32 protein-coding genes are annotated in these 25515 nt (G+C 74.1%); 19 read left to right on the forward strand and 13 right to left on the reverse strand.

Annotated elements, in window-relative coordinates; genetic code table 11:
* Positions 1-17 precede the first annotated feature (17 nt).
* Positions 18-386 carry a lipopolysaccharide assembly protein LapA domain-containing protein gene (locus BLU82_RS07220; RefSeq protein WP_092617759.1) on the forward strand — a complete coding sequence of 123 codons (369 nt, stop codon included), beginning with the start codon at positions 18-20 and terminating at the stop codon, positions 384-386.
* 84 nt (positions 387-470) lie between these two features.
* Positions 471-1418, forward strand: a complete 948-nt coding sequence (locus tag BLU82_RS07225; protein WP_092617762.1) for a bacteriocin fulvocin C-related protein — start codon at positions 471-473, stop codon at positions 1416-1418.
* A gap of 10 nt (positions 1419-1428) precedes the next feature.
* Here the strand turns inward: BLU82_RS07225 and BLU82_RS07230 are convergent, their stop codons facing one another.
* Positions 1429-2421, reverse strand: a complete 993-nt coding sequence (locus tag BLU82_RS07230; protein ID WP_092617765.1) for a helix-turn-helix transcriptional regulator — start codon at positions 2419-2421, stop codon at positions 1429-1431.
* Positions 2422-2772: 351 nt separating this feature from the next.
* Between BLU82_RS07230 and BLU82_RS07235 the strand changes: the two genes are divergently transcribed.
* Genes BLU82_RS07235 through BLU82_RS07245 form a run of 3 tightly spaced genes read left to right on the forward strand, consistent with a single transcriptional unit; the run spans position 2773 to position 4963 of the window.
* Positions 2773-3807, forward strand: a complete 1035-nt coding sequence (locus BLU82_RS07235) for an LLM class flavin-dependent oxidoreductase (protein ID WP_092617768.1) — start codon at positions 2773-2775, stop codon at positions 3805-3807.
* Between the two features lie 5 nt (positions 3808-3812).
* Positions 3813-4490 (forward strand): NADPH-dependent F420 reductase, encoded by a 678-nt coding sequence (locus BLU82_RS07240; RefSeq protein WP_092625560.1) that lies wholly within the window; start codon positions 3813-3815, stop codon positions 4488-4490.
* On the forward strand, positions 4487-4963 hold the full coding sequence (locus BLU82_RS07245; RefSeq protein ID WP_092617771.1) for a hypothetical protein: 477 nt from the start codon (positions 4487-4489) through the stop codon (positions 4961-4963). Before BLU82_RS07240 ends, BLU82_RS07245 begins: the two co-directional genes overlap by 4 nt.
* 58 nt (positions 4964-5021) lie before the next feature.
* Here the strand turns inward: BLU82_RS07245 and BLU82_RS07250 are convergent, their stop codons facing one another.
* Positions 5022-6401 carry an MFS transporter gene (locus tag BLU82_RS07250; RefSeq protein WP_092617774.1) on the reverse strand — a complete coding sequence of 460 codons (1380 nt, stop codon included), beginning with the start codon at positions 6399-6401 and terminating at the stop codon, positions 5022-5024.
* A gap of 90 nt (positions 6402-6491) precedes the next feature.
* Here BLU82_RS07250 and BLU82_RS07255 point away from each other — a divergent pair, with 90 nt between their 5' ends.
* Complete coding sequence (locus BLU82_RS07255; RefSeq protein WP_092617777.1) at positions 6492-7079, forward strand: TetR/AcrR family transcriptional regulator; 588 nt, start codon at positions 6492-6494, stop codon at positions 7077-7079.
* Positions 7080-7264: 185 nt separating this feature from the next.
* Here BLU82_RS07255 and BLU82_RS07260 read toward each other — a convergent pair whose 3' ends face one another.
* Positions 7265-7498 (reverse strand): hypothetical protein, encoded by a 234-nt coding sequence (locus BLU82_RS07260; protein ID WP_092617781.1) that lies wholly within the window; start codon positions 7496-7498, stop codon positions 7265-7267.
* 243 nt (positions 7499-7741) lie between these two features.
* Between BLU82_RS07260 and BLU82_RS07265 the strand changes: the two genes are divergently transcribed.
* Both BLU82_RS07265 and BLU82_RS07270 read left to right on the forward strand, forming a co-directional pair.
* Positions 7742-7957 carry a DUF2188 domain-containing protein gene (locus BLU82_RS07265; RefSeq protein WP_092617783.1) on the forward strand — a complete coding sequence of 72 codons (216 nt, stop codon included), beginning with the start codon at positions 7742-7744 and terminating at the stop codon, positions 7955-7957.
* Between the two features lie 82 nt (positions 7958-8039).
* Positions 8040-10868, forward strand: a complete 2829-nt coding sequence (locus BLU82_RS07270; RefSeq protein WP_197682792.1) for an FAD-binding and (Fe-S)-binding domain-containing protein — start codon at positions 8040-8042, stop codon at positions 10866-10868.
* Here BLU82_RS07270 and BLU82_RS07275 read toward each other — a convergent pair.
* The gene (locus tag BLU82_RS07275) at positions 10826-11530 is read right to left on the reverse strand and encodes a TetR/AcrR family transcriptional regulator (RefSeq protein ID WP_092617786.1); all 705 of its coding nucleotides are present in this window, start codon (positions 11528-11530) and stop codon (positions 10826-10828) included. The two genes, BLU82_RS07270 and BLU82_RS07275, sit on opposite strands and share 43 nt — an antisense overlap.
* A gap of 95 nt (positions 11531-11625) precedes the next feature.
* On the opposite strand from BLU82_RS07275, the gene BLU82_RS07280 reads away from it, so the two are divergent.
* Positions 11626-11970: a hypothetical protein gene (locus BLU82_RS07280; protein WP_092617789.1), complete on the forward strand. Its 345-nt coding sequence runs from the start codon at positions 11626-11628 to the stop codon at positions 11968-11970.
* On the opposite strand, the gene BLU82_RS07285 is transcribed toward BLU82_RS07280, so the two are convergent.
* On the reverse strand, positions 11948-12736 hold the full coding sequence (locus BLU82_RS07285) for an alpha/beta fold hydrolase (RefSeq protein ID WP_092617792.1): 789 nt from the start codon (positions 12734-12736) through the stop codon (positions 11948-11950). The two genes, BLU82_RS07280 and BLU82_RS07285, sit on opposite strands and share 23 nt — an antisense overlap.
* Before the next feature lie 17 nt (positions 12737-12753).
* Entirely contained in the window at positions 12754-13047 is a 294-nt protein-coding gene (locus BLU82_RS07290) for a DUF1905 domain-containing protein (protein WP_092617795.1), read from the reverse strand.
* A gap of 102 nt (positions 13048-13149) precedes the next feature.
* Between BLU82_RS07290 and BLU82_RS07295 the strand changes: the two genes are divergently transcribed.
* The 4 genes from BLU82_RS07295 (at position 13150) to BLU82_RS07310 (ending at position 16236) form a co-directional block, all read left to right on the forward strand.
* Positions 13150-13797, forward strand: a complete 648-nt coding sequence (locus BLU82_RS07295; protein WP_092617798.1) for a TetR/AcrR family transcriptional regulator — start codon at positions 13150-13152, stop codon at positions 13795-13797.
* Positions 13798-13830: 33 nt separating this feature from the next.
* Positions 13831-14796 (forward strand): ABC transporter substrate-binding protein, encoded by a 966-nt coding sequence (locus BLU82_RS07300; protein ID WP_092617801.1) that lies wholly within the window; start codon positions 13831-13833, stop codon positions 14794-14796.
* Positions 14783-15673: a siderophore-interacting protein gene (locus BLU82_RS07305; protein ID WP_231947730.1), complete on the forward strand. Its 891-nt coding sequence runs from the start codon at positions 14783-14785 to the stop codon at positions 15671-15673. Before BLU82_RS07300 ends, BLU82_RS07305 begins: the two co-directional genes overlap by 14 nt.
* A 134-nt stretch (positions 15674-15807) precedes the next feature.
* The gene (locus BLU82_RS07310; protein WP_092617804.1) at positions 15808-16236 is read left to right on the forward strand and encodes a DUF3291 domain-containing protein; all 429 of its coding nucleotides are present in this window, start codon (positions 15808-15810) and stop codon (positions 16234-16236) included.
* A 4-nt stretch (positions 16237-16240) separates the two neighbouring features.
* Here BLU82_RS07310 and BLU82_RS07315 read toward each other — a convergent pair whose 3' ends face one another.
* From BLU82_RS07315 to BLU82_RS07325, 3 genes are read right to left on the reverse strand one after another with little or no spacing between them, the layout of a single operon-like run.
* Positions 16241-16903, reverse strand: coding sequence for a methionine ABC transporter permease (locus BLU82_RS07315; protein WP_069111210.1), 663 nt, complete (start codon positions 16901-16903; stop codon positions 16241-16243).
* Positions 16900-17931: a methionine ABC transporter ATP-binding protein gene (locus BLU82_RS07320; protein WP_092617807.1), complete on the reverse strand. Its 1032-nt coding sequence runs from the start codon at positions 17929-17931 to the stop codon at positions 16900-16902. Before BLU82_RS07320 ends, BLU82_RS07315 begins: the two co-directional genes overlap by 4 nt.
* The gene (locus BLU82_RS07325) at positions 17931-18815 is read right to left on the reverse strand and encodes a MetQ/NlpA family ABC transporter substrate-binding protein (RefSeq protein WP_092617810.1); all 885 of its coding nucleotides are present in this window, start codon (positions 18813-18815) and stop codon (positions 17931-17933) included. Before BLU82_RS07325 ends, BLU82_RS07320 begins: the two co-directional genes overlap by 1 nt.
* Before the next feature lie 394 nt (positions 18816-19209).
* Here BLU82_RS07325 and BLU82_RS07330 point away from each other — a divergent pair, with 394 nt between their 5' ends.
* Entirely contained in the window at positions 19210-19638 is a 429-nt protein-coding gene (locus BLU82_RS07330) for a pyridoxamine 5'-phosphate oxidase family protein (protein WP_157740684.1), read from the forward strand.
* A 28-nt stretch (positions 19639-19666) separates the two neighbouring features.
* On the forward strand, positions 19667-20533 hold the full coding sequence (locus BLU82_RS07335; RefSeq protein WP_092617816.1) for an SMP-30/gluconolactonase/LRE family protein: 867 nt from the start codon (positions 19667-19669) through the stop codon (positions 20531-20533).
* Here the strand turns inward: BLU82_RS07335 and BLU82_RS07340 are convergent.
* Together BLU82_RS07340 and BLU82_RS07345 are read right to left on the reverse strand one after the other, a co-directional pair.
* On the reverse strand, positions 20530-20715 hold the full coding sequence (locus BLU82_RS07340; RefSeq protein WP_092617819.1) for a hypothetical protein: 186 nt from the start codon (positions 20713-20715) through the stop codon (positions 20530-20532). The two genes, BLU82_RS07335 and BLU82_RS07340, sit on opposite strands and share 4 nt — an antisense overlap.
* Before the next feature lie 91 nt (positions 20716-20806).
* A complete protein-coding gene (locus BLU82_RS07345; protein ID WP_092617822.1) occupies positions 20807-21427 on the reverse strand; it encodes a TetR/AcrR family transcriptional regulator in 621 nt (206 codons plus the stop codon).
* Positions 21428-21495: 68 nt separating this feature from the next.
* On the opposite strand from BLU82_RS07345, the gene BLU82_RS07350 reads away from it, so the two are divergent.
* The gene (locus BLU82_RS07350) at positions 21496-22257 is read left to right on the forward strand and encodes an alpha/beta fold hydrolase (RefSeq protein ID WP_092617825.1); all 762 of its coding nucleotides are present in this window, start codon (positions 21496-21498) and stop codon (positions 22255-22257) included.
* Between the two features lie 24 nt (positions 22258-22281).
* Here the strand turns inward: BLU82_RS07350 and BLU82_RS07355 are convergent, their stop codons facing one another.
* On the reverse strand, positions 22282-22863 hold the full coding sequence (locus BLU82_RS07355) for an alpha/beta hydrolase fold domain-containing protein (RefSeq protein ID WP_157740686.1): 582 nt from the start codon (positions 22861-22863) through the stop codon (positions 22282-22284).
* Positions 22767-23180: an alpha/beta hydrolase fold domain-containing protein gene (locus tag BLU82_RS07360; RefSeq protein ID WP_092617831.1), complete on the reverse strand. Its 414-nt coding sequence runs from the start codon at positions 23178-23180 to the stop codon at positions 22767-22769. The genes BLU82_RS07355 and BLU82_RS07360 overlap by 97 nt, the downstream gene beginning before the upstream one ends.
* A 53-nt stretch (positions 23181-23233) precedes the next feature.
* Here BLU82_RS07360 and BLU82_RS07365 point away from each other — a divergent pair, with 53 nt between their 5' ends.
* The 3 genes from BLU82_RS07365 (at position 23234) to BLU82_RS07375 (ending at position 25487) form a co-directional block, all read left to right on the forward strand.
* Entirely contained in the window at positions 23234-23851 is a 618-nt protein-coding gene (locus BLU82_RS07365) for a TetR/AcrR family transcriptional regulator (RefSeq protein WP_172885554.1), read from the forward strand.
* A gap of 86 nt (positions 23852-23937) precedes the next feature.
* On the forward strand, positions 23938-24345 hold the full coding sequence (locus BLU82_RS07370) for a YciI family protein (RefSeq protein WP_092617838.1): 408 nt from the start codon (positions 23938-23940) through the stop codon (positions 24343-24345).
* On the forward strand, positions 24342-25487 hold the full coding sequence (locus BLU82_RS07375; protein ID WP_092617841.1) for an RNA polymerase sigma factor: 1146 nt from the start codon (positions 24342-24344) through the stop codon (positions 25485-25487). The genes BLU82_RS07370 and BLU82_RS07375 overlap by 4 nt, the downstream gene beginning before the upstream one ends.
* The last annotated feature ends 28 nt before the right edge of the window (positions 25488-25515 follow it).

The following is a 25515-nucleotide window of genomic DNA, read 5'->3' on the forward strand; positions in this document are numbered from 1 at the left end:
CCAGGGGAGGTGATCGCATGACCACGCCCGACGACGACCGCCCGGCCGGCACGGCCCCGCCCGCGGCCGGCGAGGCGCCCACCGGCGACGCGACCGGCGGCGAGGCGCCGACCGGCGGCCGGCACGGCAAGCGCGGCGGTGAGCCGCCCCGGTCGCGCACCGGCGCGGTCTGGGTCGGCATCTGCGTCACGGTGCTGGTGCTCGGCCTGCTGATCGTGTTCATCGCGCAGAACACCGAGACCGTCGACGTCACGTTCCTCTGGATGAACGGCACCGTGCCGCTCGCCGTCGCGCTGCTGATCGCGGCCGCGGGCGCCGGGCTGCTGGCGGCGATCGTCGGCACCATCCGCATCGCACAGTTGCGCCGCCTCAGCCGCCGGGGCTGACCGGCGGCGACGCCGTCACGACGCCGGGACGAAGGCGTCGCCGGTCCACGCTGGGCGTCCGCCCGTCGCCACGAGGAGGACGCCATGACCGTTCGCTGGATTCTCGCCTTCGACGCCTCATGCGGCACCTGCCGCGAGATCTCGGCCGCCGTCGCCCGGGCCGCCGAGGACCGGCTCGAGGTGCTGCCGCTGCGTCACCCCGACGTCGAGGGCTGGCGGCGGCGGGCCGGCGATCCGGAGTGGGCGCCGACGCTCTTGCGCGTCGACGGCGACGAGGTGCGCGCGTGGACCGGCGCCCGGCTGGCCGTCCCGCTGGCCCGCCGGCTGGGCCCGCGCACGTCGGCAGCGGTGCTGCGCGCGCTGGGCCGCTTGCGCCGCGAGGCGGCGGGGCGCCCGCTGGACCGCTCGGGCACCCTCGACCGCGCCGGGTTCCTGCGGCTCGGCGCCGGCGCTGTGGTCGCGGCCGGCATGGTCTTCGCCGGCCGGACGCCCGCGTTCGCCGAGCGCACCTGCACGGCCGCGCAGGCCTGGGTCGACGCGCACCGCGACGCACTCCCGGCCGGCTACGACGCGTTCGGCGCCTACCCGATGGCGTACCGGCGGGCCATCTACGCCGCGCACCCGGCCGCGGTCCGCAGCGCGCTCTGGACGGAGCACGTGACCCGGTTCGATGCGGCCCGGTCCGAGGTGACGGTGAGGCAGCGTGCGGTGCTCGACGCCGCCGCCGCGGTCGCCGCCGGCCCGACGATGCACGAGCCGGCCGCTCGCCCCGACGACGCCCTGCGCGACCTGCACGACGACGCCGTCGCGGCGTTCGGCGAGGCCGGCGCCTACGCCCTGCTGGGCACGCTCGGGCCGGACGACGGCAGCGCGGTGCTCGCGGCCCGGGCGCCGGACTGCGACTGCGCCACGGAATCGGTCTTCTGCCACGGCTTCCCCTGCCGCCGCGGCATGTGGAACTGCAACACGTCCGAGTTCGGCTGCGGCGACTTCTGGTTCTTCCGCTGCGACGGCATGTGCCTCACCGACTGACCTGCGCCGCTCAGGTGCGCAGCGTCCGGCTCGGCGACTGCCCGAACTGCTGCCGGTAGTCCATGGCGAACCGGCCCGGCTTCGCGAACCCCCACGACGCGGCGACGGCGGCCACGGTCGCGCCGGACGTGGGGTCGGCGGCCTGCAGCTCCCGGTGCGCGCGCTCGAGCCGCACGCGGCGCAGGTACGCCAGCGGCGTCGTGCCCAGGTGCCGGGCGAACGCGTACTGCAGTGCGCGGGCCCCGATGCCGGCGGCCCTCGCGATGTCCGCCAGCGTGATCGGCGCGGCGGCATTCGTCTCGATGTACGCCGCCGCCCGGCGCACGGCCCGCGGCGCGACGTAGCCCGGGCCGGGGGAGTGGGCGACGGTCATCGTCGTGTTCGGGAAGGTGGCCAGCGCCGCGGCCGCCGCACTGCGCACCAGCTCCTCGGCGACCAGGGGGTGCGCCGCCGCGGAGTCGTCGGCCATCAGCTCGCGCCCGACCACCGCGCACACGTTGCGGAAGTACTGGCCCAGTCGCGGCGTCACCGGCGACATCGACTCGAACCGCAGGTCGGCGGGGTCGATGCCGAACCGTTCGGCGGCGAGGTCGGCGGCGCACGACACCGGCAGCCGCAGGATCCCGGCGTCGAGGTCGGTCCACCGGGCGGTCACCGGCGTGCCGGGCGGGAACAGCACGGAGTCGCCGGCGACGGCGTGGCGCTCCTCGCCGCCGGCGGACGCCGTGAACCTGCCGTGCACGACGGACATCGCGAACAGGTAGCCGAACGGCTCGGTGGCGGTGCGGAAGTTGACGGTGACGTGGACGCGGTCGGCGCCGAGCGGGCCGGCGCGGACCGCCGCACGTGCCGACACCACGCGGAACTCCGTCCCCGCGTGGTCGCGGCCGAGGCGCGGCTGGTGGCCGACGTACAGCCGGCGGATCACCTCGGCCGACTCGTTCATGGTGCGCGCGACCACCACGGAGCGTTCGATCGGCACCGTCGCGGCGTCGTTCCCCATGGGCACCCCCGGGTCTGCCCGGCTCTGCTGGCCCAGCGTACGCACGATCTGCCCGGAAAGCGCAAGGTTGCGCCGTCTTCCTGTTCCGGCGGTGACCGCCGCGGTTTACGGTGCCGTAGCGGCAGTGCGAGGAGTCGGGGGAATCACGCACCCGCCGCCCGTGACCCGGGTCCATTCGAGAGGCATCCCGGGTCTCCGTCCCCCGGTCGCGCGGCGCGAGAGCCGGACCAGGGCCGCGGCCGGGGGCTCACGGACCCCGCCGCCGGGACGTCGTCATCCCGCCCACAGGTGCCCGGCGGCGGCCCGTTGCGCCGCGGAAATAGTTGACATGTCATCCATGTTGTCGACGGCATGAATGACATCGCGTTCGGACTGGACACCTTCGGTGACGTGCCGGAGGGCGACGACGGCGTGCCCGTCAGCCACGCGGCGGCGATCCGCCAGGTCGTCGAGGAGGCGGTCCTGGCCGACGACCTCGGCGTCGACGCGATCGCGCTGGGCGAGCACCACCGTCCCGACTACTCGATCTCCACGCCGGAGACGGTGCTGGCCGCCATCGCCGCGCGCACGTCCTCCATCCGGCTCGGATCCGGCGTGACGGTGCTGAGCTCGGACGACCCGGTCCGGGTGTTCCAGCGCTTCGCCACCGTCGACGCGCTCTCCAGCGGCCGGGCCGAGGTGATCCTGGGCCGCGGCTCGTTCACCGAGTCGTTCCCGCTGTTCGGCTACGACCTCGCCGACTACGACCAGCTGTTCGAGGAGAAGCTGCAGCTGTTCACGCAATTGCTGGACGAGAAGCCGGTGACCTGGAGCGGCACGATGCGGGCCGGGCTGGAGAACGCCGACGTGTACCCGAAGACCGAGTCGGGCCGGCTGACGACCTGGGTCGGCGTGGGCGGAACCCCGCAGTCCGTCGTCCGCACCGCCTACTACGGCCTGCCGCTCATGCTCGCGATCATCGGCGGCGCGCCGGACCGGTTCGCGCCCTACCTCGACCTCTACCGGCGCGCGGCCGGCCAGTTCGGCACCGTCGCGCACCCCGCCGGCATGCACTCGCCGGGCTTCGTCGCCGACACCGACGAGCAGGCCCGGGAGGTCTACTACCCGCGGTACAAGGTGAACCGCGACCGCATCGGCCGCGAGCGCGGCTGGCCGCCGATCACGCCGCGCGAGTTCGAGCACGAGATCGAGCACGGCTCGCTCTACGTCGGCTCGCCGGAGACGGTCGCCCGCAAGATCGCCGGCGCCGTCCAGACGCTCGACGTCGGCCGGTTCGACCTCATCTACACCGCCGGATCGCAGCCGGTCAGCGCGCGGCTGCGCGCCGTCGAGCTGTACGGGTCGAAGGTCGTCCCGATGGTCCGCGACCTGGTGGCCGGCTCGTGACGACCATGGGCATCCTGGGCGCCGGCAAGGTCGGCACCGTCCTGGCCCGGCTCGCCGTCGCCGCCGGGTACCGGGTGCTGATCGCCGGCTCGGGCGCGGCCGACCGGATCGCGCTGATCGTCGACGTCGTCACGCCCGGCGCGGTCGCCGTCACCGCGGCATCCGCCGCCGAGCAGGCCGACGTCGTCGTGCTGGCGCTGCCGCTGGGGAGGTACCGGACGATCCCGGCCGGGGCGCTGCGCGGCAAGCTCGTGCTCGACGCGATGAACTACTGGTGGGAGGTCGACGGCGGCCGCGACGACCTCACCGACCCGCGGACGTCGTCCAGCGAGCTCGTGCGGGCGTTCCTGCCGGAGGCGCGGGTCGTCAAGGCGTTCAACCACATGGGCTACCACGACCTCGAGGACGGCGCGCGGCCCGCCGGGGCGCCGGACCGCAAGGCCATCGCCGTCGCGGGCGACGACCCCGCCGACGTCGAGCAGGCCGCGGCGATCGTCGACGCGCTCGGCTTCGACCCGGTCGTCGCCGGGCCGCTGGCCGAGGGCGTGCGGATGGAGCCGTTCACCCCCGTCTTCGGCGCGAATGTCGACGCGGCCGAGCTGCGGGCGCTGCTGGACGACTTCCCGGCGTCGCCGCGCGGACGCGAGGTGGCCGCCGCCCGCGCCGCTACGCTGGCACGATGAGCCTCGAGCCGGGCCGCGACGACGATCTGCCGCCCGGCCAGCGCGCCGACATCCTCAAGGAACGCATCTACATCACGTTCACCGCGCTCGCCGTGGTGCTCGCGCTGCGCGCCCACGCGGTGTCGGCCGGCGAGGCCGCGCTGTCGCTCGCCGTCGTCGTCCTCGGCACGGTCCTCGCCGTCCTCGTCGCCGACGTCGTGTCGCACATCGCCGTCCACGAGTCGCTGCCGCTGCGGGCCGAGCTGCGGCACATGGCCCGGGTCAGCTTCGGCGCGCTGGGCGCCCTGGTGCTGCCGGCCGTGTTCATCGCCTCGCCGTCGCGGACGTATGGAAGATCGAGACCGCCCTCCGCGCCTCCAGCATCGCCCTGGTGGCCGCCCTCGCCGCGATCGGCTACCTCGCCGTCCGCCGGGTCCGGCTGCCGACGTGGCAGCGGGCCATCGTGCTGTCCGCCGAGGTCGTCCTCGGCCTGATCGTCATCGGGCTGGAGCTGCTCGCCCACAGTCTCTGAGGGCGAGCAGCTCCGGATCGTCAGCCTTGCGAGCGCGGGGTGACGATCGCGGCGATGAGGGCGGACGCCGCCGCGGCGACGGCGGCGACGATGAAGGCGTTGGTGAAGCCGTCCAGGGTGTCGCCGACGATGCTGGCGGCGGCCACGCTGGAGACGACGGCCGCGCCGCCGGCGGCGCCGAACTCGTGGAACGTGCTGACGATGCCCGACGCGACGCCGGCCTCGTGCGGCGCGACCTGGCCGAGCGCCGTCGCGGACGCGACGACGAAGATGGCGCCGGTGCCGGCGGCCGCCACCGCCACACCCACGACGACGACGGCGGGCTCGAGCCAGAGCGCCGGCGCCGCCAGGCCCAGGGCCGCCACCAGCAGGCCGATCACGCCGAGCCGCCGGGCGCCGAGCGTGGCGATGGACCGTCCGGTGAGCTGGGCGCCCGCCATCGTGGCCAGCGCGACCGGCAGGAACAGCAGCCCCGTGCGCAGCGGCCCGTACGAGTGCGCGTGCTGGAAGTAGAACGTACCGAGGAAGAAGACCGCGATCATCAGCGCCGTCGCCAGCAGGATCAGGAACGTCCCGGTCGCCACCGGCCGCCGCGCCAGCAGGCGCACGTCCATCAGCGGGGCGCCGGCCCGGCGCTGCCATGTCACGAACGCCAGGTAGCCGGCCGCCGCGACCAGCACGAGCAGGCCCGTCGTCGCCGTCAGCCAGCCGCCGTCGCCGGCCTGGATGAGCGCGTAGATCAGCGTGCCGGACGACGCCGTCACCAGCAGGGCGCCGAACAGGTCCAGGCGGCCGCGCGGCGCCGGCACCGTGCGGCGGGGCAGCAGGCGGGCCAGCGCGACCGCGATGACCAGGCCGATCGGCACGTTCACGAAGAACACCCACGGCCAGCCCGGGCCGGCCGTCAAGAGCCCGCCGAGCAGCACGCCGAGCGCCGCGCCGCCGCCGCCGAGGGCGGACCAGATGCCGAGCGCGCGGTTGCGCTCGTCGCCGTCGAACAGCGTGACGACCAGCGACAGCGCCGACGGCGACAGCAGCGCGGCGCCGACGCCCTGGGCGACCCGACCGGCGATGAGCAGCTCGGACGATTCCGCCAGCCCGGTGAGCAGCGACGCCGCCGTGAACACCGTCAGGCCCGCGAGCACGATCCGCTTCGCCCCGACGAGGTCCGCGAGCCGGCCGCCGAGCAGCATCAGCCCGCCGAACGCGAGCGCGTACGCGCTGACCGTCCACGTCAGCGCCTCGCGGCTGGCGCCGAGGTCGGTCTCGATCTGTGGCAGCGCGATGGCCACCACGGTGACATCGAGGATCAGCATGAGCTGCGCGATCCCGAGGAAGCCCAGGATCCGCCAGCGCCAGGGGTGCGGCGCGACCTCCGCCGTCGTGTCGTGGTCCGTCATGATCCGGCCTCCTTAACTCGTATGTGGAAGTACGAACTAGGGAACCGGGGCGGTTAACTCGTATATTCCCGTACGAGCTAACATTTCTGCATGACGACCCGGACCCGCCGCCGCGCCGACGCCGAGCGCAGCATCAGCCGCATCGTCGCGGCCGCCCGTGAGCTGCTCGGACGCGACCCCGCGGCGACGATCGACGAGATCGCCGCGGCCGCCGGGGTGGGCCGCATGACGCTCTACGGCCACTTCCCCAACCGGGCCGAGCTGGTCGAGGCGGCCCTGGCCGACGCCTTGGCCGACGGCGAGCGCACGCTCTCCGCCGTCGACCTCGCCGGCGACCCGGGCGACGCGCTGGACCGGCTGCTGGCGTCCAGCTGGTCCTTGGTCGCCGAGTCGTCGTCGCTGCTCGTGGCCGCGCAGGAGGTGCTGCCGCCGGGGCGGGTGCGCCAGCTGCACGGCGCGCCGGCGGCCCGGCTGGAGGAGCTGATCCGCCGCGGCCAGCGCGACGGCGCGTTCCGCACCGACCTCCCGATCGGCTGGCTCGTCAGTGCCGTCCACTACCTGCTGAAGGGGGCGGCGGAGGAGGTCCGGGCCGGTCGCCTCGACGCCGCCGACGTCGCGGCCGTCGTCACCGCGTCGGTGCGGGCGCTGCTCAGGCCGGCGCCAGCACCGCCTCGATGACGCGGTGCGACTCCGCCCGCACCCGGGGCCCGTCGCTGTCGTCCGTGATCAGCGCCTTCTACAGCGCCCAGCCGCGGGCCCCGCGCCCACATCGCCTCGTCGGCCGGTCCGCGCTGCTCCTTGGCGACCTGCTCGCGATCGTGCGCGGCGCCGGCCAACCAGTTTCCAGGGTCAGGATTCCGGCGTCAGGACCGGGCGTCGCCGGCGTCGCGCTCGAGCTCGGCGATCAGCTCGTCCAGCCAGGCGCCGATGGCGCGCCGCTGATCGCCGTCGCCGCCCTGCCCGGCGTCGTCTCCTGCCGGACGGCGGGTGCGCCGTGCGTACTCGGCGAAGTGCGCCGCCAGTCCGACGGCGTCGAGGTCGCGGTCGTCGCCGTCCCACTCGGGGTCGGACGGCTGTGGCCGCGCCGGCCTGCCCATGTGCCCCCCACTCCGCCCGTCGCCGGGCGGTCGTCTCGAGCTCAGGGATGCCATGCTACCGACCAATCCAGACGGTGGTGATCTCCTGGACGTACATGCCGATACCCACGAAGGACGCCCTCGACACCTGCCGCTGGTGACGACCATGTTTGCCGAACGGACCGGCAAAGGTCGACGAAAGGCCAGCGCGCGGCCTCGCTGCGGGACGACGATGGTGGCGAGCGCGGAAAGCAGGGGGTCGTCATGGCTGCAGGGGACATCCACACGGTGCCACGGGGCGACCGGTGGGCCAACGTCTTCGAGGACGGTGACCGCCTCATCGTCAGCGCGGGCACGAAGGAGACGGCGGCCCGCATGGGCCGCGAGCTGGCCCGCCTCCGCGGCGTCCGCCATGTCATCCACGACCGCGACGACCGGGTCGAGGCCCCGGCGCGGGCCCGCGACCTCGTCCGCGGCTGAGCCGCGGCTGAGACCACCCCGGGCGGCCGGCGGCACGGGGCCCGCCGCGTGTGTGGTCAGGCCACACCGGTAGGTTCGCCTCGTGACCCCCGTCATCGACGTCGACGCGTTGCGAGCCGCGGTCGGATCGGCCCAGGTCAGTGACCGCGTCGCGGACCGTGCCCGCATGGCGCACGACGCCTCGCACTATCTGCTGACGCCGGCGGCGGTGGTGACGCCGTCGTCCGTGCCCGAGGTCGCCACGCTGCTCGCGACCGCCCACCGCGACGGCGTGCCGCTGACGTTCCGCTCCGGCGGCACCAGCCTGTCCGGCCAGGCCGGCACCGACGCCGTCCTCGTCGACACCCGCCGGCACTTCGGCGCCGTGACGGTGCTCGACGACGGCGCGCGGGTGCGGGCCGAGCCGGGCGCGGTCGTGCGCCGGGTCAATGCCGCGCTGGCGCCGTACGGCCGCCGGCTCGGGCCCGACCCGGCCAGCGAGGCCGCCTGCACCGTCGGCGGGGTCGTCGCGAACAACTCCTCCGGCATGACCAGCTCGACGACGGCGACGGCGTACCGCACGCTGGCCGGGCTGGAGCTGGTGCTGCCGAGCGGTACGTACCTCGACACCGCCGCGCCCGACGCCGACGGCCGGCTGGCCGCCCTCGAGCCCGGGCTGCACGCGGGGCTGGCCCGGCTGCGCGACCGGCTGCGCGCCGACGCCGTGCTGCGCGGGCGCATCGAGCACCAGTTCTCGATGAAGAACACCATGGGCTACGGCCTCAACGCGTTCCTCGACCACGACCGCCCGGCCGACCTCCTGGCGCACCTGGTGGTCGGGTCGGAGGGGACGCTGGCGTTCGTCGCGTCGGCGACGTTCGACACGCTGCCGGTGCTGCCGCACGTCGCCACCGCGCTGCTCGTGTTCGACCGCCTCGACGCCGCCATCGCGGCGCTGCCCGCGCTGGTCGGCGCCGGCGCGGGCGCCGTCGAGCTGATGGACTCGACGTCGCTGCGGGTCGCCGCGGCCGACCCGCGGGCGCCGGAGACGATCCGGTCGCTGCCGATCGCGCAGCACACGGCGCTGCTGGTCGAGGTGGCGGCAGAGTCGGCGGCCGAGCTGGTCGCGCTGGCCGGTGACGTCGGCGCCGTCATCCAGCGGCTGCCGCTGACCACGCCCGGGGGGCTGTCCACCGACCCCGGGCAGCGCGCCGCCGCCTGGCACGTCCGCAAGGGCCTCTACGCGACGGTCGCCGGCGCGCGGCCGCAGGGGACGACGGCGCTGCTGGAGGACATCGTCGTCCCGGCGCCCGCGCTCGGGCCGGCCGTGCGCGACCTGCAGGAGCTGTTCGACCGGTACGCGTACGGCGACGCCGTCATCTTCGGGCACGCCCGCGACGCCAACCTGCACTTCATGATCACGCCGCGCCTCGACGACCCGCGGGAGCTGGACGCCTACGCCGCGTTCACCGAGGACCTCGTCGACCTCGTGCTCGGCGCCGACGGCTCGCTCAAGGCCGAGCACGGCACCGGCCGCATCATGGCGCCGTACGTGCGCCGCCAGTACGGCGACGAGCTGTACGCCGTCATGCGCGAGGTGAAGGCGCTGTGCGACCCACGCGGCGTGCTGGCGCCCGGTGTCGTGCTGGACGAGGACCCGCGGGCGCACCTGCGCCACCTCAAGACCGTCCCGCCGGTCGACCCCGCGCTCGACACCTGCGTCGACTGCGGCTACTGCGAGCCGGTCTGCCCGTCGCGCGGGGTCACGACGACGCCCCGGCAGCGCATCGCGCTGCTGCGCGAGATCGCCGTCGCCACCCCCGAGGTGCGGGCCGAGCTGGAGCAGGCCTACCGCTACGACGCCGTGCAGACGTGCGCGGCCGACTCGCTCTGCGTCACGGCCTGCCCGGTGCAGATCGACACCGGCCAGGCGATGAAGGCCCGCCGCGCGGAGTCGCTGGGCCCGCTCGCGCAGCGCGCCGGGAAGACGGCGGCCCGGCACTGGGGCGCCGGCGTCGCCGCGGCCCGGGCCGGCCTGCGGGTCGCTTCGGCGCTGCCCGGGCCCGTCGTGTCAGGCGCGTCGTCGCTGGCCAGGGCCGTGCTCGGTACGGAGTGGATCCCGGCGGCGGACGGCTCGCTGCCCGGACCCGGCCGGCCGCGGCCGTCGTCGTCGTGGCCGGTGCCGCACGCGGCCGAGGCGGTGTTCTTCCCGGCCTGCATCGGCGCCCTGTTCGCCCCCGAGGGTGACGGCGACGGCGTCACCGCGGCGTTCCTGGCGCTGACGGCGCGGGCCGGCGTGCCGGTGGCGATCGCCGAGCGGACGCCGTCGCTGTGTTGCGGCACGCCATGGGCGTCGAAAGGGCTGAAGGCGGGCGCCGCGGTCATGGCGCAGCAGGTGTTCGCCGCGCTCTGGCCGCTCACCGACGACGGCCGGCTGCCGGTCGTCGCCGACGCGTCGTCCTGCTCGCACGGGCTGGCCGGGCTCGGGTCATCGCTGCCCGCGCCGGACGCCGCGAAGTGGGAGCGGGTGAGCGTCGTCGACGCGGTGTCGTTCGTCCGGTCGTCGGTGCTGCCGCGGCTCGCGCCGGTCGCCGACGACCGTCGGCTGGACCGCGTCGTCCTGCACCCGACCTGCGCCAGCGTGCACCTCGGCGAGGTCGACGACCTCACCGCGCTCGGCGCGGCCGTCGCACGCGAGGCCGTGGTGCCGTCGAACTGGGGCTGCTGCGGCTTCGCCGGCGACCGCGGGCTGTTGCACCCCGAGCTGACCCGCGGCGCGACCGAGGCCGAGGCGGCCACCGTCGCCGCGCTGGGGGAGGCCGGCGGGTACGCGTCCTGCAACCGCACCTGCGAGCTGGGCATGACCCGCGCCACCGGCAAGCCGTACCGTCACGTGCTGGAGCTGCTGGAGGAGGCGACCCGCCCGGCCTGACGCAGCCGGTCGAGGCCGTCCAGCACGAGGTCGAGGGCGAACTCGAACTCGAACTGGTCGTCGCACCCCGGGCCGACCACCGTGCCGGAGTCGTGGCTGATCCCCATGACCAGCTCGGCGATGTGCGGGAAGCGCTCGGCGAACTCCGGCGGGGGCGGTTCGGCCGGCTGCGCGGGGCCGGAGTCCTCGAACAGCTCCTGCGAGAAGCCCAGCAGCCGGCTGCCCATGACGTGCATGGCGTGGTGGGTGAGATCGATGGAGAAGCCACCGGCCCGGAAGATCCCGATCATCGAGTCCATGTAGGTCATCACCGCGGGCGTCGGATCGGGCCGCGCCCTGGTGCGCTCCTCGATCACCCGGGACGCCCACGGGTGGCGCAGCAGGACCCGGCGCGCCGACAGCACCCGTTGCCGGACGGTGGTCTTCCAGTCGGCTCCGGCGACCGGCGGGTCGATCTCGCCGACGACGGCGTCGACCATGCCGTCGAGCAGCTCGTCCTTGTTCCGCACGTGCTTGTACAGGGCCATGGGCACGACGCCCAGCGCGTGGGCGAGCTTGCGCATGCTGAGCGCCTCGACGCCGCCGGCGTCGGCCAGGGCGACGGCGGCGGCGAGGACGCGCTCCTTGCTCAACGGCGCCCGGGGCCGTTCCTGCGTGGTCATCGCACCATCCTCCCTTGACAGGTGTACGGCGTCCACCTAGCGTAGTCGAGGAGGGTGTACGCCGTACACCTCGCAGGGAAGGTGGTGTGCGAGCCATGGTGACTGCCGACTTCCGCGACGACCTGTCCGTCGCCTACGAGACCCGCAAGGAGCTGGGGCCCGAGTACGAGCGCGCGGTGCTGGAGTCCTTCGTCGCCGGTGCCGCCGAGTCCATCGACCGGCGGGTGGACGCCCGGCTGGCGCGGCACGGGCAGGAGCGGCAGCCCGACAACTCCTACGTCGCGGTGCCGGTCTTCTCGCTGCTCTTCGGCGTCGGCGGCTCGATCTGGCTGACGGCCGGCGCGCACGCCGAGGCGGACGCCGTCTTCGCCATGTGGCTGGGGATCGTGCTGCTCAACCTCGTCTTCGCCCGGCTGGTCAGGAGACTGCACGGAGAATGAAGCGGGCCAGCTCGGCCGCCATGGGCGCGACGTCCCAGGTGTGGTCGGCGCCGGGCAGCTCCAACTTGGCGCTGCCCGGGATGGTGGCCAGCACGGCCGCGGCGGCCGCGTGCATCTCGTCGAACGTCTTCTCGCCGAGCAGGAACTCGGTCGGCACCCGGACGTTCGCGAACAGCTCGGCCTGCGGCCCGGAGTCGGCCCAGACCAGCGATTCGCCGTCGGCGCGGTAGCTGACCACCTGGGCGGCGAACAGCTCGTACATCGGGTTCTGCTTGGCCTGCTCGAGCCACTCCGGCGGCATGTCCTTCATGTAGTGGGTCAGCGCGCCGTCGAAGTCGCCGGCGTCCATGCGCCGCTCCACCTCGCCGATCCACTCGGCGACGGTGCCGACCGGCGCGATGGGCGCCTCCCACAGCGCCAGCGCCGTCACCGGCAGCCCGTTCGCGGCCGCGGCCAGTGAGATGGAACAGCCGGACGAGTGCCCGCACAGCGCGGCCTCGCCGCCGAGCAGGTCCATCAGCGCACGCAGCGCGGCGAACTCGCGGTCGAGGCCGATGCGGCCGGTGGCCTCGCTCTCGCCGCGGCCGAGGCGGTCGTAGACGATCGTGGCCAGGCCCTGCTCGGCCGCCAGCTCGGCGGTCGCGGTGGTGACCGGGTCGATGGCGCGGAACGGGCCGGCGCCGGCGACGAAGATCAGCCCGGGACCGTCGCCGTAGCGGTCGTAGGCGACGCGGTCGCCCAGGGCGGTGGTGACGTACTCGGTCATGACGTGCTCCTCGTGGGTCAGCGGCGGTGCTGGAGATGGATGGTGACGTCGTCGCCGGCGCCCTTGCCGATGGCCTTCCGCACGGCCGCCTTGACCGGGACGATGTGCGTCCCGTCGCCCAGCGGCAGCAGCGTGGCCTCGAACGGGTGGCCGTCCATGGTGCCGGCCACCTTCACCGGCCTGCGGGTGCCGAACACCTGCGCGGAGTCGGCCATGACGACCACCGTCCAGCTGCCGGGTGCGTCGACGTCGCCCTGCGTGAGCGTGGCGTCGAACCTGACGTCGATGGGGCCGGCTTCGGTTGCTGGCACGGTTCTCACCTCCACTTTCGTCCATACTGGACCGTCCAGTATGGTCAGACTAGACTGTCCAGTATGATGACGTCAACACCGGGATCGGCGAAGGGAGAGGGCATGGCGCAGACCGGCGCCCGGCCGTGGGCGAGGTCCGACGAGAAGCACCAGGCCATCGTCCGCGCCGCCCGCGAGGTGTTCCTCAGCAACGGCTACCTCGGCACGAACATGGACCTCATCGCGTCCCGGTCCGGCGTGTCGAAGCAGACCGTCTACACGCACTTCGGCAGCAAGGAGGCGCTGTTCGTCGAGATCGTCGGCTCGATGACCGGCGACGCCGGCGACCGCGTCCACCACGAGCGTCCCGAACTGGGCGACGACGCCGAGCTGGAGGCCTACCTGCGCGGGTTCGCCGAGCGGCAGCTGCGCATCGTCACCGAGCCCGAGCTGCTGCAGCTGCGCCGCCTGGTCATCGGCGAGGTGGGCCGGTTCCCGGAGCTGGCGAAGGTGCTCTACGAGCGCGGACCGCAGCGGGCCATCGGCGAGCTGACGGCGATGTTCGAGGTGCTGCTCGAGCGCGGGCTGCTCACCGGCGCTGAGCCGGCCGAGGCCGCCGAGTGGTTCAACTGGCTGGTCATGGCCGCGCCGCTGAACCGGGCCATGATGCTCGGCGACGCCGCCGTTCCCGGTGACGACGAGCTGCGCCGGCACGTCGCCGAGGCGGTGCGGATCTTCCTGACGGCGTTCGGCCCGACCCCACCCCGGTAGATTGGTAAGGCGATCCTAAGTTAGGGTCGCCTCATGAATTTGTCCCGATGGGTCCCCATCGTGCTCGGCCTGGCCGTGGTGGCGACCGCCTGTGGCGACTCCGACGACGCCGAACCGGCCGCCGGCACGAGCCCGGCCGGCACCGTCACCGTCGAGCATCAGTTCGGTAGCACGGAGATCACCGGCGTGCCCGAGCGCATCGTCACGATCGACCTGCAGTGGACCGACGTCATGCTGGCGATGGGCGCCGAGCCGGTCGGCTACTCCGTCGACGCGTTCATGCCGGAGTCCGGCGTGCCGTGGCAGCAGCTGCCCGCCGAGGCCGAGCCGCTGCCGCTGGACGACGGCCCGCCGATCGAGCAGATCGCCGAGCTGCAGCCCGATCTCATCCTCGGCAGCTACTCGATCGCCGACCAGGGCGTCTACGACCAGCTGTCCGGCATCGCGCCGACCATCGCCGGCGAGGACGCGCTGCAGGTGACGCCGTGGCAGGACCTCGTGCGGACGGCGGGGGAGATCCTCGGGGAGCAGGACCGGGCCGAGGACGTCATCGCCGGTGTGGACGGTGAGGTGGCCGAGGTCGCAGACGCGCTGCCCGGGCTGGCCGGCAAGACGTTCTCGCTGGCCCAGTACATCGTCGGCGACTCGATCTACGTCGTGGCCGACGAGCAGGACGGGTCCAGCGTGTTCTTCCAGCAGCTCGGCATGACGATGTACGCGCCGGTCCGCGACGAGGGCGAGGCGACCGGCGACACCCGGATCATGGTCAGCCCGGAGCGCTCGGACCTGCTGCGCGCCGACCTGCTGGCGTTCCTCGTCAACGGCGGCGACGAGAGCGACCTCGCCGACATCCCCGGCTTCGACCAGCTGCCCGGCACCGTCGCCGTCCTCGACTACCCGACGATCGTCGGGCTGAACACGCCGTCGCCGCTGTCCATCCCGTACTCGCTGGAGCAGCTGCGGCCCTACCTCGAGGAGGCCGCCGGTGCGGCGGGGTGAGGCGCCGGCGCCGCGGGCGCCCGGCGTGCGGCTGTCGTACAGCGAGCTGCGCGTCGTCGGGTGCGAGCCGGTCACGCCGCGGATGCGCCGCGTCACCCTGGCCGGCGACGGACTGGCCGAGTTCACGCCGGTCGCGCCGGACCAGCAGGTCAAGTTGTTCTTCGCCCGCGACGGCGGGGTGCCGGAGGTGCCCGACCCGCCGGACAGCCTGGACGACGTCGGGAGCTGGTACCAGCGCTACCTGGCGATGCCGGACGAGAGGCGGCCGTGGCTGCGGACGTACTCGATCCGCGCGCACCGGCCCTCGGCGCGCGAGGTGGACGTCGACTTCGTCCTGCACGGCGACGGCGCGCACTCCGGCCCGGCGGCGCGGTGGGCGGCGGCCGCGCGGCCCGGCGACGTCGTCGGGCTGTACGGGCCGTCGGTGAGCCACCTGCGTACGCCCGGCCGGCACGACTGGAAGCTGTTCGCCGGCGACGAGACCGCGTTGCCGGCGATCGGGGCGTGGCTGGAGTCACTCGGGCCGCACGAGCGCGCCGTCGTGGTCGCGGAGGTGGCCGGACCGGAGGAGGAGCAGCCGCTGGAGTCGGCGGCGGACGTGACGGTGCTGTGGCGCCACCGCGGCGACGCGCCCGCGGGCCACTCGTCCGTGCTGTCCGACGCCGTTCGGTCGCTGTCGTTCCCCGGCGGCGAGCCGTTCGCCTGGGTCGCCGGCGAGGCGTCGGCCGTGCGGACGGTCCGGCGGCACCTGGTGAACGAGCGCGGCCTGGACCGGCGGGCGGTCGCCTTCGCCGGCTACTGGCGGGTCCAGCTCACCCACGACGACGCGCCGACGGCGGACGAGCTGGCCGACCATGCGGAGGCCGCGGCGGGCTGACGGCCGAGGGCCGCGGGGTGGGTCGTTGTCGGTGCGCGTTCGTAGAGTTGGTGGCCCGCGCGGCCGGGCGGGGTTTCACCCCGGCGGCGCATCGCGCGTTCGCTCGGACCGGTTGCCCCGAGTAGGTTCGGGGCGTGCGGCTGGCCCAGGTCAACGTCGCCCGGCTGCGGTGGGAGCTGGACTCGCCGCGGCTGGCCGGCTTCGTCGCGGCCGTCGACGGCGTGAACCTGCTGGCCGAGGCGAGCCCCGGGTTCGTCTGGCGGCTGCGGGCCGGTCACGGCCCGGTGGCGACCGCCGACGGCGATCCTCGGCTGGTCGTCAACGTGTCGGTGTGGGAGACGTACGAGCACCTGCACGCGTTCGTCTACCGCGGCCGGCACGGCGGGCTGGTCCGGCGCCGGGCCGAGTGGTTCACCCGGACACCGTCGCCGTACGTCGCGCTCTGGTGGGTGGCAGACGACGCCCAGCCGTCGGCCGCGGACGCGCTGCGGCGGCTGGAGCACCTGCGCCGCCACGGGCCGTCGCCGCGGGCGTTCACCGTGCGGCGCCGGTTTCCTCCGTAGCCGCTCAGCGGTGCAGCGCCTTGCGCGCCAGCCAGTTCCCGAGTAGCTGCGCCAGCTGCACCATCCCGATGATCACCAGCACGGTCACCAGCGTGACCTCCCAGTTGAACCGCTGGTAGCCGTACACGATGGCGAAGTTGCCCAGCCCGCCGCCGCCCACGTAGCCGGCCAGCGCCGACATGTCGACGATGCCGATGAGGAGGAACGTGTAGCCGAGGATCAGCGGCGCGAGCGCCTCCGGCACCAGCACCGTCACCAGGATCCGCAGTCGCGACGCGCCCATCGCCCGGGCCGCCTCGATGACGCCCGGGTCGGTCGCGACGAGGTTCTGCTCGACGATGCGTGCGGTGACGAACGTCGCCATGATCGCCATCGCGAAGATGACGGCGTCGTTGCCGATGGTGGTGCCGACGACGGCGAGCGTCACCGGACCGACCGCGGTGATGAAGATGATGAACGGGATCGGCCGCACGACGTTGACGGCGACGTTCAGCACCGTGAAGACGACGACGTTCTGCAGCAGGTTGCCCCGCCGCGTCGCGTACAGCAGCACGCCGAGCACCAGCCCCAGCGCGCCGCCGACGCCCACCGTCACGCCGACGATGTACAGCGTCTCGCGCACCGACTCCCACAGGATCGGCGACAGCTCCGACCAGTCGCGGTTCACGCTCGCACCCCCGCCGTCCCGAGGTCGTCCACGTCCGTGCGAGAGCGCAGGTCGGCGAGGAACGCCTCGATCGCCGCGTCCGGCCCGGCCAGCTCCAGCGTCAGCGAGCCGAACGGGCGCTCGTCGATCTCGGTGATGCCGCCGAACACGATCGTCCCGTCGACGCCGTGCTCGCGCAGCGCCGCCGTGACGTCGACGCCGGACTCGCGGATGCCGACGGTGACGATGCGGCCCGGGTGCCGGTGCCGCAGCCGCTCCACCGCCTCGGGCGTCGGCCGGTCCTTCAGGGTCGTCGCGACGAACCGGCGGGTGGCCCGCTCGCGCGGCGCGGCGAACACGTCGTAGACCGGGCCGTGCTCGATGACCTTCCCGGCCTCCATGACGGCGACCCGGTGGGCGAGCGAGCGGATCACGTCCATCTCGTGCGTGATGACGACGACGGTGACGCCCAGCTCGCGGTTGACCCGGCGCAGCAGTGCGAGCACGTCCTGCGTGGTGTCGGGGTCGAGCGCGCTGGTGGCCTCGTCGGCGAGCAGGATCCGCGGTTCCGTCGCCAATGCCCTGGCGATGCCGACGCGCTGCTTCTGGCCGCCGGAGAGCTGGCGCGGGTACGACTTCGCCTTGTCGGCGATGCCGACGTAGTCGAGCAGCTCGGCGACGCGCGCCGCCCGCTTGTCGCGCGGCCAGCCGGCCACCTTCAGCGGGTACCCGACGTTGCCGGCGACGGTGCGCGAGTTCAGCAGGTTGAACTGCTGGAACACCATCCCGATGCCGGCACGCACCCGCCGCAGCTCGGCCTCGCGGAGCGCGGTGACGTCCTGCCCGTCGACGAGCAGGCGGCCGGACGTCACCGTCTCCAGCGCGTTGACCAGCCGGACCAGCGTGCTCTTGCCGGCGCCGGAGTAGCCGATGACGCCGAAGATCTCGCCCGCCTCGATGTCCAGCGTCACGCCGTCGACGGCGCGGACGGCCCGGTCCCCGGCGCCGAAGACCTTGCTGACGTCCTGGAAGCTGATCAGGGGTGCCATCAGGGCGCGGCGAGGTCCGTCTGGATGCCGTCGAGGATCTCCGACAGCTCGTCGGACGGGTTGTCGGTGAACACCGCCGTCCCGCCGGACGCCTCCGACGACGCCGCCTCGACCTCCGGCGAGTGGTACAGCTCGACCAGCCGCTGGAAGGTCTCGTTGTCGACCTCGTCGGACCGTGCGACCCACACGTTGATGTACGGGCGGGCGCCCGGGCTGTCGGCGTGGTCCTGGTACAGCGCGTCCGTGGGCTCCAGTCCGGCGTCGGCGACGAAGTCGTTGTTGATCACCGACGCGTCGACGCTGTTCAGCGCCGTCGCCGTCTGCTCGGCCGCGACCGGCGTGACGCTGACCCGCGACTCCGCCTCGACGACGTCCGACGGCAGCGACGTCGAGCTGCCGCCGCCCTCGAGCGTGATCAGGCCGGCGTCCTGCAGGACGAGCAGCGCGCGGGCCTGGTTGGTCTCGTCGTTCGGGATCGCGACCTCGCCGCCCTCGGGGATGTCCTCCAGCGATTGGTGCTTCTGGGAGTACAGGCCGAGCGGGTAGATCGCCGTCGCCCCGATCGGCGCCAGGTCGTCGTCGTTCGCCACGTTGTAGGCGGCCAGGTACTGCAGGTGCTGGAACTGGTTGAGGTCGAGCTGGCCCTGCGACAGCGCCGGGTTGGGCTGCGTGTAGTCGGTGAAGTTCACCAGCTCGACGTCGATGCCCTCCTCCTCGGTCAGCTCGGTGAAGGCGGTCCAGTAGTCCTCGCTGGCGCCGACCACGCCGATGCGGATCGGGTCGCCGGACTCACCGGACGCGGTCTCGTCGTCGCCCCCGCCGCAGGCGGCCAGGACGGCGGCGGCTGCGGCGAACGCGACGGGCAGGGCGATGCGGCGGTTCATGGCGTGCGTGTCTCCTTGGTAAGGGTGTGGATCGCGCGGGGTAGGCGCGTGGAGGCCGCCGGACGGGCGCGGCGGGGTCGCCGGGCCGGCTCCGGTGGGGAGGGTGCCGCGAAGTGACGTCAGACGCGCGTCAGCGGCAGCAGCGCATTCGCATCGGACACTGGGACATGCCGCGGCCGGTGGCCGTGGTCACGATCCGGGCGGTGTCGGACGAAGCGCGAGACATGCGTCCATCTTCCTGATCGGACCAGCGGTCTCCAAACCAAAGACGGTGTGATCTCACATCGTGGTCGAAATTCGGCCAGAATGTGAGACGAGCCACGTGTGGGCCCACGCGGAATACCTTGCGCCGATGCTGTGCTGTGATCGCCATCACTCGACGAGAGGATCGACGATGCTGCCGGGACTGGACGACGCCACCACCGAGGCCGCGCTGCGCCGCCTCGACGCCGAGGAGGAGATCTGGATCACGACGGTGCGCGCCGACGGGCAGCCGCAGACGTCGCCGGTCGGGTTCCTCTGGGACGGCGCCCGGTTCACCCTGCTCAGCCGGCCCGGCGCGGGCAAGGTCCGCAACCTCGCCGGCAACGCCCGGGTCTCGCTGCACCTCGAGCTCGACCGCACCGCGCAGACGTCCGGCGGCGTCGTGACCGTCGAGGGCGACGCCGTCGTCGAGGCGGGGCCGCTGACCGGAGCCGAGGCCGACCGCTACGTCGCCAAGTACCACGCGACCATGGAGCTGGTCGGCATCACCCGCGACGAGTTCCTCGACGACTACTCCGCCGTCGTCCGCGTCACACCCACCCGGGTGCGCGCCTACTGAGGCGCGCGGGCGTGGCATCCTGATCCGCGTGACGAGCCCCCTCGCCGACGGCGCCGCGCCGGAGCGCCTGTACACCGGGACCGAGTGGGCCGAGGGCCCGGTCTGGCTGCCCCGCACCCGCCGCGTCCGGTGGAGCGACATCCCGAACGACCGCATCCTCGAATGGGACGCCGCGACCGGCGCGACCACCGTCTACGGCGCCGGCGTCGAGTACACCAACGGCCGCGTCCTCGACCTCGACGGCCACGTCGTCCAGTGCTCGCACGGCCGCCGCCGGGTCGAGCGCGACGTCGACGGGGTCGTCACCCCGATCGTCGACTCCTACGAGGGGCGCCGGTTCAACTCGCCCAACGACGTCGTCGTGGCGGACGACGGCGCCCTCTGGTTCACCGACCCGCCGTACGGCATCCACGAGAGCGGCCGTGAGGGGCACCCGGGAGAGCAGGAGTACGGCGGCTGCCACGTGTTCCGCTACGACGAGGCGAGCGGCGCGCTGACCGCCGTCGTCACCGACATGGCTCATCCCAACGGGCTGGCCTTCGCGCCGGACGAGTCGGTGTTCTACGTCGCCGACACCGGCGGGGACGAGCGGGCGATTCGTGCCTACGACGTGGTGGGCGGGCGGTGCGCGAACGGCCGGGTGTTCGCGACGGTGCGCCCAGGTGCGGCCGACGGCATCCGGGTCGACGAGGAGGGCCGGGTCTGGGCGTCCAGCGCCGACTCCGTGCAGGTGTTCGCGCCGGACGGCGAGCGGGTGGCGGTGGTGCCGGTGCCGGAGGTCGTGGCCAACGTCTGCTTCGGCGGCGACGACGGCACGGAGCTGTTCGTCGCGGCGACCACCAGCCTGTACCGGATCCGCACCACGACGCGATCGGCGACGGCGCGCCGCGGCTAACCGGCCGCGGGCGTCTCGATCTCGATCAGGCTGGAGTCGCCGCCGCCGGAACTGCTGTTGAGCAGGACGACCGAGGTGGCGATCATCAGGACCGCCACGAGCAGCAGGACGGCCAGTTTCGCCGGGGTGCCGGCCTCGAGGAGCCGGCGGCGCAGCGGCGCCAGAGCGTGGCGGTCGGACATCGTCGTCCTCTCGTCAGGGCAGCATCACCTCGACCGTATGTGACAACCGCCCTGACTCGCCATCGAATCCCTCACATCGGGACGAAATCGCCTACTTCCGGCCGAACGCGGCGAGGAACGTCGCGACGGCGGCGTCGGCGTGCGCGTCGAGGTCGCGTGGCGCGTGCGTCCCCGCCGGGCTGAACAGCGACTCGTTGAACGGCCCGGCGAGCAGCAGCCAGAGGAACTGCTCCGCCGCGACGTCCAGGTCGCCGGTGAGCAAGCCGCGCGTGGCCAGCGCGCCGAAGAGCTGGCGCAGCGTCCGCAGTCCCCGCATCCGGCTGCGCTCGTCCCAGGCGCGGGCGAGGTCGGGGAACCGCTCGGCCTCGGTCGCGATCAGCCGTCGCATCCGCAGCAGGTCGGGCGCCGTGACCGTCGTGACGAACTCGCGCGCGAACGCCCGCAGGTCGGCGGGGAGGTCGGTCGTCGTCGCGAGTGCGTCGAGGTGGTCCTCGGAGCGACGTTCCGCCGCCTCGATGTCGCGCTGGATCACGGCAGTGAACAGCACCTCCTTGCTGGGGAAGTACTTGTAGAGCGTCACCTTCGAGACGGCGGCGATGGCGGCGATCTCGTCGACGCCGGCCGCGCCGAAGCCGCGGCGCAGGAACACCGTCCGTGCGGCGTCGAGGATGAGCGGTTCCTTCGGTGCGCCGCGGCCCCTTGCCCGATCCATGAACTGAACAGTACAGTACTCGACGAAGCAATGTACTGAACAGTTCAGTATCCAAGGAGCGTGGGGTCATGCAGGCTCGATCCGCCGACGGGACGCCGATCGCCGTCAGCCGCAGCGGGGAGGGGCCGGCGCTGGTCATGATCGACCCCGCCGGCGCGTTCCACGGACTGCGGCCGATGGCCGGGGCCGTCGCACCGCTGGCCGAGCGGTTCGCCGTGCACACCTACGACCGCCGTGGCCGGGGCGACAGCGGCGACACCGCGCCGTTCGCGCCGGAGCGGGAGGTCGACGACCTCGCGGCGGTGATCGGGCTGGCCGGCGGCGAGGCGGACGTCTACGGGTTCAGCTCCGGCGCCGCCGTGGCACTGCGGGCGGCCGCCGCCGGGCTGCCGATCCGGAAGGTCGCACTGCTCGAGCCGCCGTTCGTCGTCGGGCAACCGGCCGACGAGGCGTTCGTCGGGCGGCTGCGGGAGCTGATCGACCGCGACGACCACAGCGGCGCCGTCGACTTCTTCAACCGCGCCGTCGGCGTGCCGGACGACTGGATCGAGGGGCTGCACGCCCACGCGGCCTGGCCCGGCATCGAGGCGCTGGCGCCGACCCTGCTCTACGACGCCGCGCAGACCGCGACGATGACCGCCGAGCTGCTCGCCGCCGTGCGCACGCCGGCGCTGGTGCTCAGCAGCACCGGCAGCGACGACTACCTGCGCGGCGCCGCCCGCGACGTCGCGTCGCGGCTGCCGGCCGGCGAGCACCGCGAGCTCCCCGGCGACTGGCACGGCATCCCCGACGCCGACCTCGCCGCGCAGCTCACCGCCTGGTTCCGCTGACGAGGCCGCCCAGGAGCGCTCGGCTCAGCGGCCGGCGCCAACCGCCGCGCGCAGGAACGCGTCGACCTCGGCCTGCCAGTCGCGGGCCGACGCCACGACGGCGGTCATGTCGTGCGAGCCGTGCACGTGCCCGGGCCATTCGTGCAGCGTGACGGGTACCCCGGCGGCGGCCAGCCGGTCGGCGTAGGCCCGGCCGTCGCCGCGGAGGACGTCGTGCTCGGCGGTCATGATCAGCGTCGGCGCCAGGCCGGCGAGGTCGGCGGCGAGGACGGGGGAGGCGTACGGCTCGCTGCGGCGGTCCGGGTCGCAGTAGCGCTCGACGTTCGCGGCCAGCTCGTCGAAGGTGAGCACGACGGCACCGGGGTCGGGCTCGCGCTCGGCGTTGCTCAGGGTGAGGTCGAGCGCCGGGATCTCCAGCACCTGCGCCACCGGCGCCGGCCCGCCACGGTCGCGGGCCAGCAGCGCGGCCGCCGCGGCGAGGTTCGCGCCGGACGAGTCGCCGCCGATCGTCAGCGACCCGGGGTCGACGCCGAGTACGCCGGCTTCGCCGGCCGGTGCGCGACCGACACGACGACGGCGCCGGTGTTCGCGGCCCGGTGTGCGCACAGCGCGTCGCGGTGGTCCAGCGTGCCGAGCCACCAGCCGCCGCCGTGCACGTAGACGTGCGCCGACGCGCGAACACCGGCGCCGTCACCGGGGTGGTAGCTGCGGACGGTGAGGTGATCGCCGTCAGGGAGCGCGACGGTGTGGTCGCGCCGGACCACGTGCGGCGGGGCGGGCAGGGCGACGGTGGCGGCGCGGTGGTCCATGCCGCGGTGGATGGCGGCGCGGCGGTCGGCGAGACTCTGCGTGGGGTCGGCGGGGTGCTGGCGGGCCTTGGCGACCTGGGCCAGCATCGGACCCAGCTCGGGGAGGACGGGCATCGTCGGCTCCTCTCGTGGTTACAGTGACTGTAACGAGTTCTGGGGGTGGAAGCGTGGCCGGTGTGCGCGAGGCGCGCAAGCGGCAGACCCGCGAGCAGCTGGCGGCGACGGCGCTGCGGCTGTTCGACGAGCGCGGCTTCGAGGCGGTCTCCGTCGCCGAGGTCGCGCGGGCCGCCGGGGTCACGGAGAAGACGGTGTTCAACCACTTCGCCACCAAGGAGGACCTCGTCTACAGCGGCGACCAGCGGTTCGAGGCCGCGCTCGTCGGCGCGATCGACGCGCGGGCGGCGGGGACGCCGGTGGCGGGCGCCGTCGGCGCGTTCCTGCTGGACCGGTACGCGCGGTTCGGCGACGACCCGGCGCGGCGCGAGCGGCAGGCCGTCCTCGCGCGGCTGGTCACGGCGAGCCCGGCGCTGCAGGCCCGCGAGCGGCAGCTGCTGGCCCGCTACGCCGCGACGCTGCGCGGGCACATCGCCCGCGAACTGGGCGCCGACGGCGACGAGGACGACCTGCGGCCGCAGCTGATCGCCGAGGCGCTGGTCGCCGCGCACGGCGTCGTCATCGCGGCGTTCCGGCGGGCGACGCTGTCCGGTGCGCCGCCGGAGGTGTACGGGCCGCGGGTGCTCGCGGCCGCCCGCGAGGCGTTCGGGCTGCTGGCCGGGTTGCCCTGACGGCGATGTCGAGAACGCGCCGCCGGCTCCGTCCCGGGGGTAGAGCCACCACAATGGGTGGTCGTCGCGCACGGAGGAGACACACCATGGCCAAGTACCTGCTGCTCAAGCACTACCGCGGCGCTCCGGCGGCCGCCAACGACGTGCCGATGGAGCAATGGACGCCGGAGGAGATCTCGGCGCACGTGCAGTACATGCGCGACTTCGCCGCGCGGCTGGTGGCCTCCGGCGAGTTCGTCGAGGAGCGGGCGCTGGCCCCCGAGGGCACCTTCGTCCGCTACGACGGCGAGGGCCGGCCGCCGGTCACCGACGGCCCGTTCGCCGAGACGAAGGACCTCATCGCCGGCTGGATGATCATCGACGTCGACGACTACGACCGCGCGCTCGAGCTGGCCGCGGAGCTGTCGGCGGCGCCCGGGGCGGGCGGCAGGCCGATCCACGAGTGGCTGGAGCTGCGCCCGTTCCTCAGCCCGCTCCTTCCGGGCACGGAGTGAACGAGGCCCTGCTGCGGGAGCTGGTGCCCGCGGTCATCGGCGTCCTCGTCCGGCGCGGCGCGGACTTCGCGTCGGCCGAGGACGCCGTGCAGGAGGCGCTGATCCGGGCGCTGGAGACGTGGCCGGACGACCCGCCGCGCGATCCGAAGGCGTGGCTCGTCGCGGCCGCGTGGCGCCGGTTCCTCGACGCGACCCGGTCCGACGTCGCCCGCCGGCGGCGCGAGGACCTCGTCGAGGAGCAGCCGTCGCCCGGGCCGGTCTCCGGCGTCGACGACACCCTCCAGCTGTACTTCCGCTGTGCCCACCCGTCGCTGACGCCGTCGTCGGCGGTCGCGCTGACGCTGCGCGCCGTCGGCGGGCTGACGACCCGGCAGATCGCCCAGGCCTACCTGGTGCCCGAGGCGACGATGGCGCAGCGCATCAGCCGGGCCAAGCGCACCGTCGCGGGCGTGCGGCTGGACCGGCCCGGCGACGTCGCGACCGTCCTGCGCGTCCTCTACCTGGTGTTCAACGAGGGCTACTCCGGCGACGTCGACCTCGCCGCCGAGGCCATCAGGCTCACCCGGCAGCTCGCGGCCGCGATCGACCACCCGGAGGTGGCCGGGCTGCTCGCGCTCATGCTGCTGCACCACGCCCGCCGCCCGGCCCGCACGGCCCCCGACGGCGCGCTGGTGCCGCTGGCGGAGCAGGACCGGTCCCGGTGGGACACCGCGGCCATCTCCGAGGGCGTCGAGATCCTGCAGGCGGCGCTGGCCCGCGACCGGCTGGGGGAGTTCCAGGCGCAGGCCGCCATCGCCGCGCTGCACGCCGACGCGCCGGCCGCGGAGGAGACCGACTGGGTGCAGATCGTCGAGTGGTACGACGAGCTGGCCCGGCTGACCGACAGCCCGGTGGTCCGGCTCAACCGCGCGGTGGCCGTCGGCGAGGCGGACGGGTCGCGGGCCGGCCTGGCGGCGCTCGCCGAGCTGGACGACACGCTGCCCAGGTACGCCGCGGTGGCGGCGTACCTGCACGAGCGCGACGGCGACCTCGCGACCGCGGCCAGGCTGTACGCCGCCGCGGCCGGCCAGGCCCACGACGTCGCCGAGCGCGACCACCTCACCCGTCAGGCGGCAAGGCTCAACGCCCGGCTGCGGGGCTGACCGCCGCGCGCCGGCCGGGCGCCTGGGC

Origin of the sequence: Jiangella sp. DSM 45060 (assembly GCF_900105175.1) — a bacterium.
Taxonomy (GTDB): domain Bacteria; phylum Actinomycetota; class Actinomycetes; order Jiangellales; family Jiangellaceae; genus Jiangella.

Excerpts from the sequence above, each read along its gene's own strand:
- BLU82_RS07220 (WP_092617759.1), top strand. The coding sequence starts at position 18 with ATGACCACGCCCGACGACGACCGCCCGGCCGGCACGGCCCCGCCCGCG.
- BLU82_RS07225 (WP_092617762.1), top strand. The coding sequence starts at position 471 with ATGACCGTTCGCTGGATTCTCGCCTTCGACGCCTCATGCGGCACCTGC.
- BLU82_RS07230 (WP_092617765.1), bottom strand. The coding sequence starts at position 2,421 with ATGGGGAACGACGCCGCGACGGTGCCGATCGAACGCTCCGTGGTGGTC.
- BLU82_RS07235 (WP_092617768.1), top strand. The coding sequence starts at position 2,773 with ATGAATGACATCGCGTTCGGACTGGACACCTTCGGTGACGTGCCGGAG.
- BLU82_RS07240 (WP_092625560.1), top strand. The coding sequence starts at position 3,813 with ATGGGCATCCTGGGCGCCGGCAAGGTCGGCACCGTCCTGGCCCGGCTC.
- BLU82_RS07245 (WP_092617771.1), top strand. The coding sequence starts at position 4,487 with ATGAGCCTCGAGCCGGGCCGCGACGACGATCTGCCGCCCGGCCAGCGC.
- BLU82_RS07250 (WP_092617774.1), bottom strand. The coding sequence starts at position 6,401 with ATGACGGACCACGACACGACGGCGGAGGTCGCGCCGCACCCCTGGCGC.
- BLU82_RS07255 (WP_092617777.1), top strand. The coding sequence starts at position 6,492 with ATGACGACCCGGACCCGCCGCCGCGCCGACGCCGAGCGCAGCATCAGC.
- BLU82_RS07260 (WP_092617781.1), bottom strand. The coding sequence starts at position 7,498 with ATGGGCAGGCCGGCGCGGCCACAGCCGTCCGACCCCGAGTGGGACGGC.
- BLU82_RS07265 (WP_092617783.1), top strand. The coding sequence starts at position 7,742 with ATGGCTGCAGGGGACATCCACACGGTGCCACGGGGCGACCGGTGGGCC.
- BLU82_RS07275 (WP_092617786.1), bottom strand. The coding sequence starts at position 11,530 with ATGACCACGCAGGAACGGCCCCGGGCGCCGTTGAGCAAGGAGCGCGTC.
- BLU82_RS07280 (WP_092617789.1), top strand. The coding sequence starts at position 11,626 with ATGGTGACTGCCGACTTCCGCGACGACCTGTCCGTCGCCTACGAGACC.
- BLU82_RS07285 (WP_092617792.1), bottom strand. The coding sequence starts at position 12,736 with ATGACCGAGTACGTCACCACCGCCCTGGGCGACCGCGTCGCCTACGAC.
- BLU82_RS07295 (WP_092617798.1), top strand. The coding sequence starts at position 13,150 with ATGGCGCAGACCGGCGCCCGGCCGTGGGCGAGGTCCGACGAGAAGCAC.
- BLU82_RS07300 (WP_092617801.1), top strand. The coding sequence starts at position 13,831 with ATGAATTTGTCCCGATGGGTCCCCATCGTGCTCGGCCTGGCCGTGGTG.
- BLU82_RS07320 (WP_092617807.1), bottom strand. The coding sequence starts at position 17,931 with ATGGCACCCCTGATCAGCTTCCAGGACGTCAGCAAGGTCTTCGGCGCC.
- BLU82_RS07325 (WP_092617810.1), bottom strand. The coding sequence starts at position 18,815 with ATGAACCGCCGCATCGCCCTGCCCGTCGCGTTCGCCGCAGCCGCCGCC.
- BLU82_RS07330 (WP_157740684.1), top strand. The coding sequence starts at position 19,210 with ATGCTGCCGGGACTGGACGACGCCACCACCGAGGCCGCGCTGCGCCGC.
- BLU82_RS07340 (WP_092617819.1), bottom strand. The coding sequence starts at position 20,715 with ATGTCCGACCGCCACGCTCTGGCGCCGCTGCGCCGCCGGCTCCTCGAG.
- BLU82_RS07345 (WP_092617822.1), bottom strand. The coding sequence starts at position 21,427 with ATGGATCGGGCAAGGGGCCGCGGCGCACCGAAGGAACCGCTCATCCTC.
- BLU82_RS07350 (WP_092617825.1), top strand. The coding sequence starts at position 21,496 with ATGCAGGCTCGATCCGCCGACGGGACGCCGATCGCCGTCAGCCGCAGC.
- BLU82_RS07360 (WP_092617831.1), bottom strand. The coding sequence starts at position 23,180 with ATGCCCGTCCTCCCCGAGCTGGGTCCGATGCTGGCCCAGGTCGCCAAG.
- BLU82_RS07370 (WP_092617838.1), top strand. The coding sequence starts at position 23,938 with ATGGCCAAGTACCTGCTGCTCAAGCACTACCGCGGCGCTCCGGCGGCC.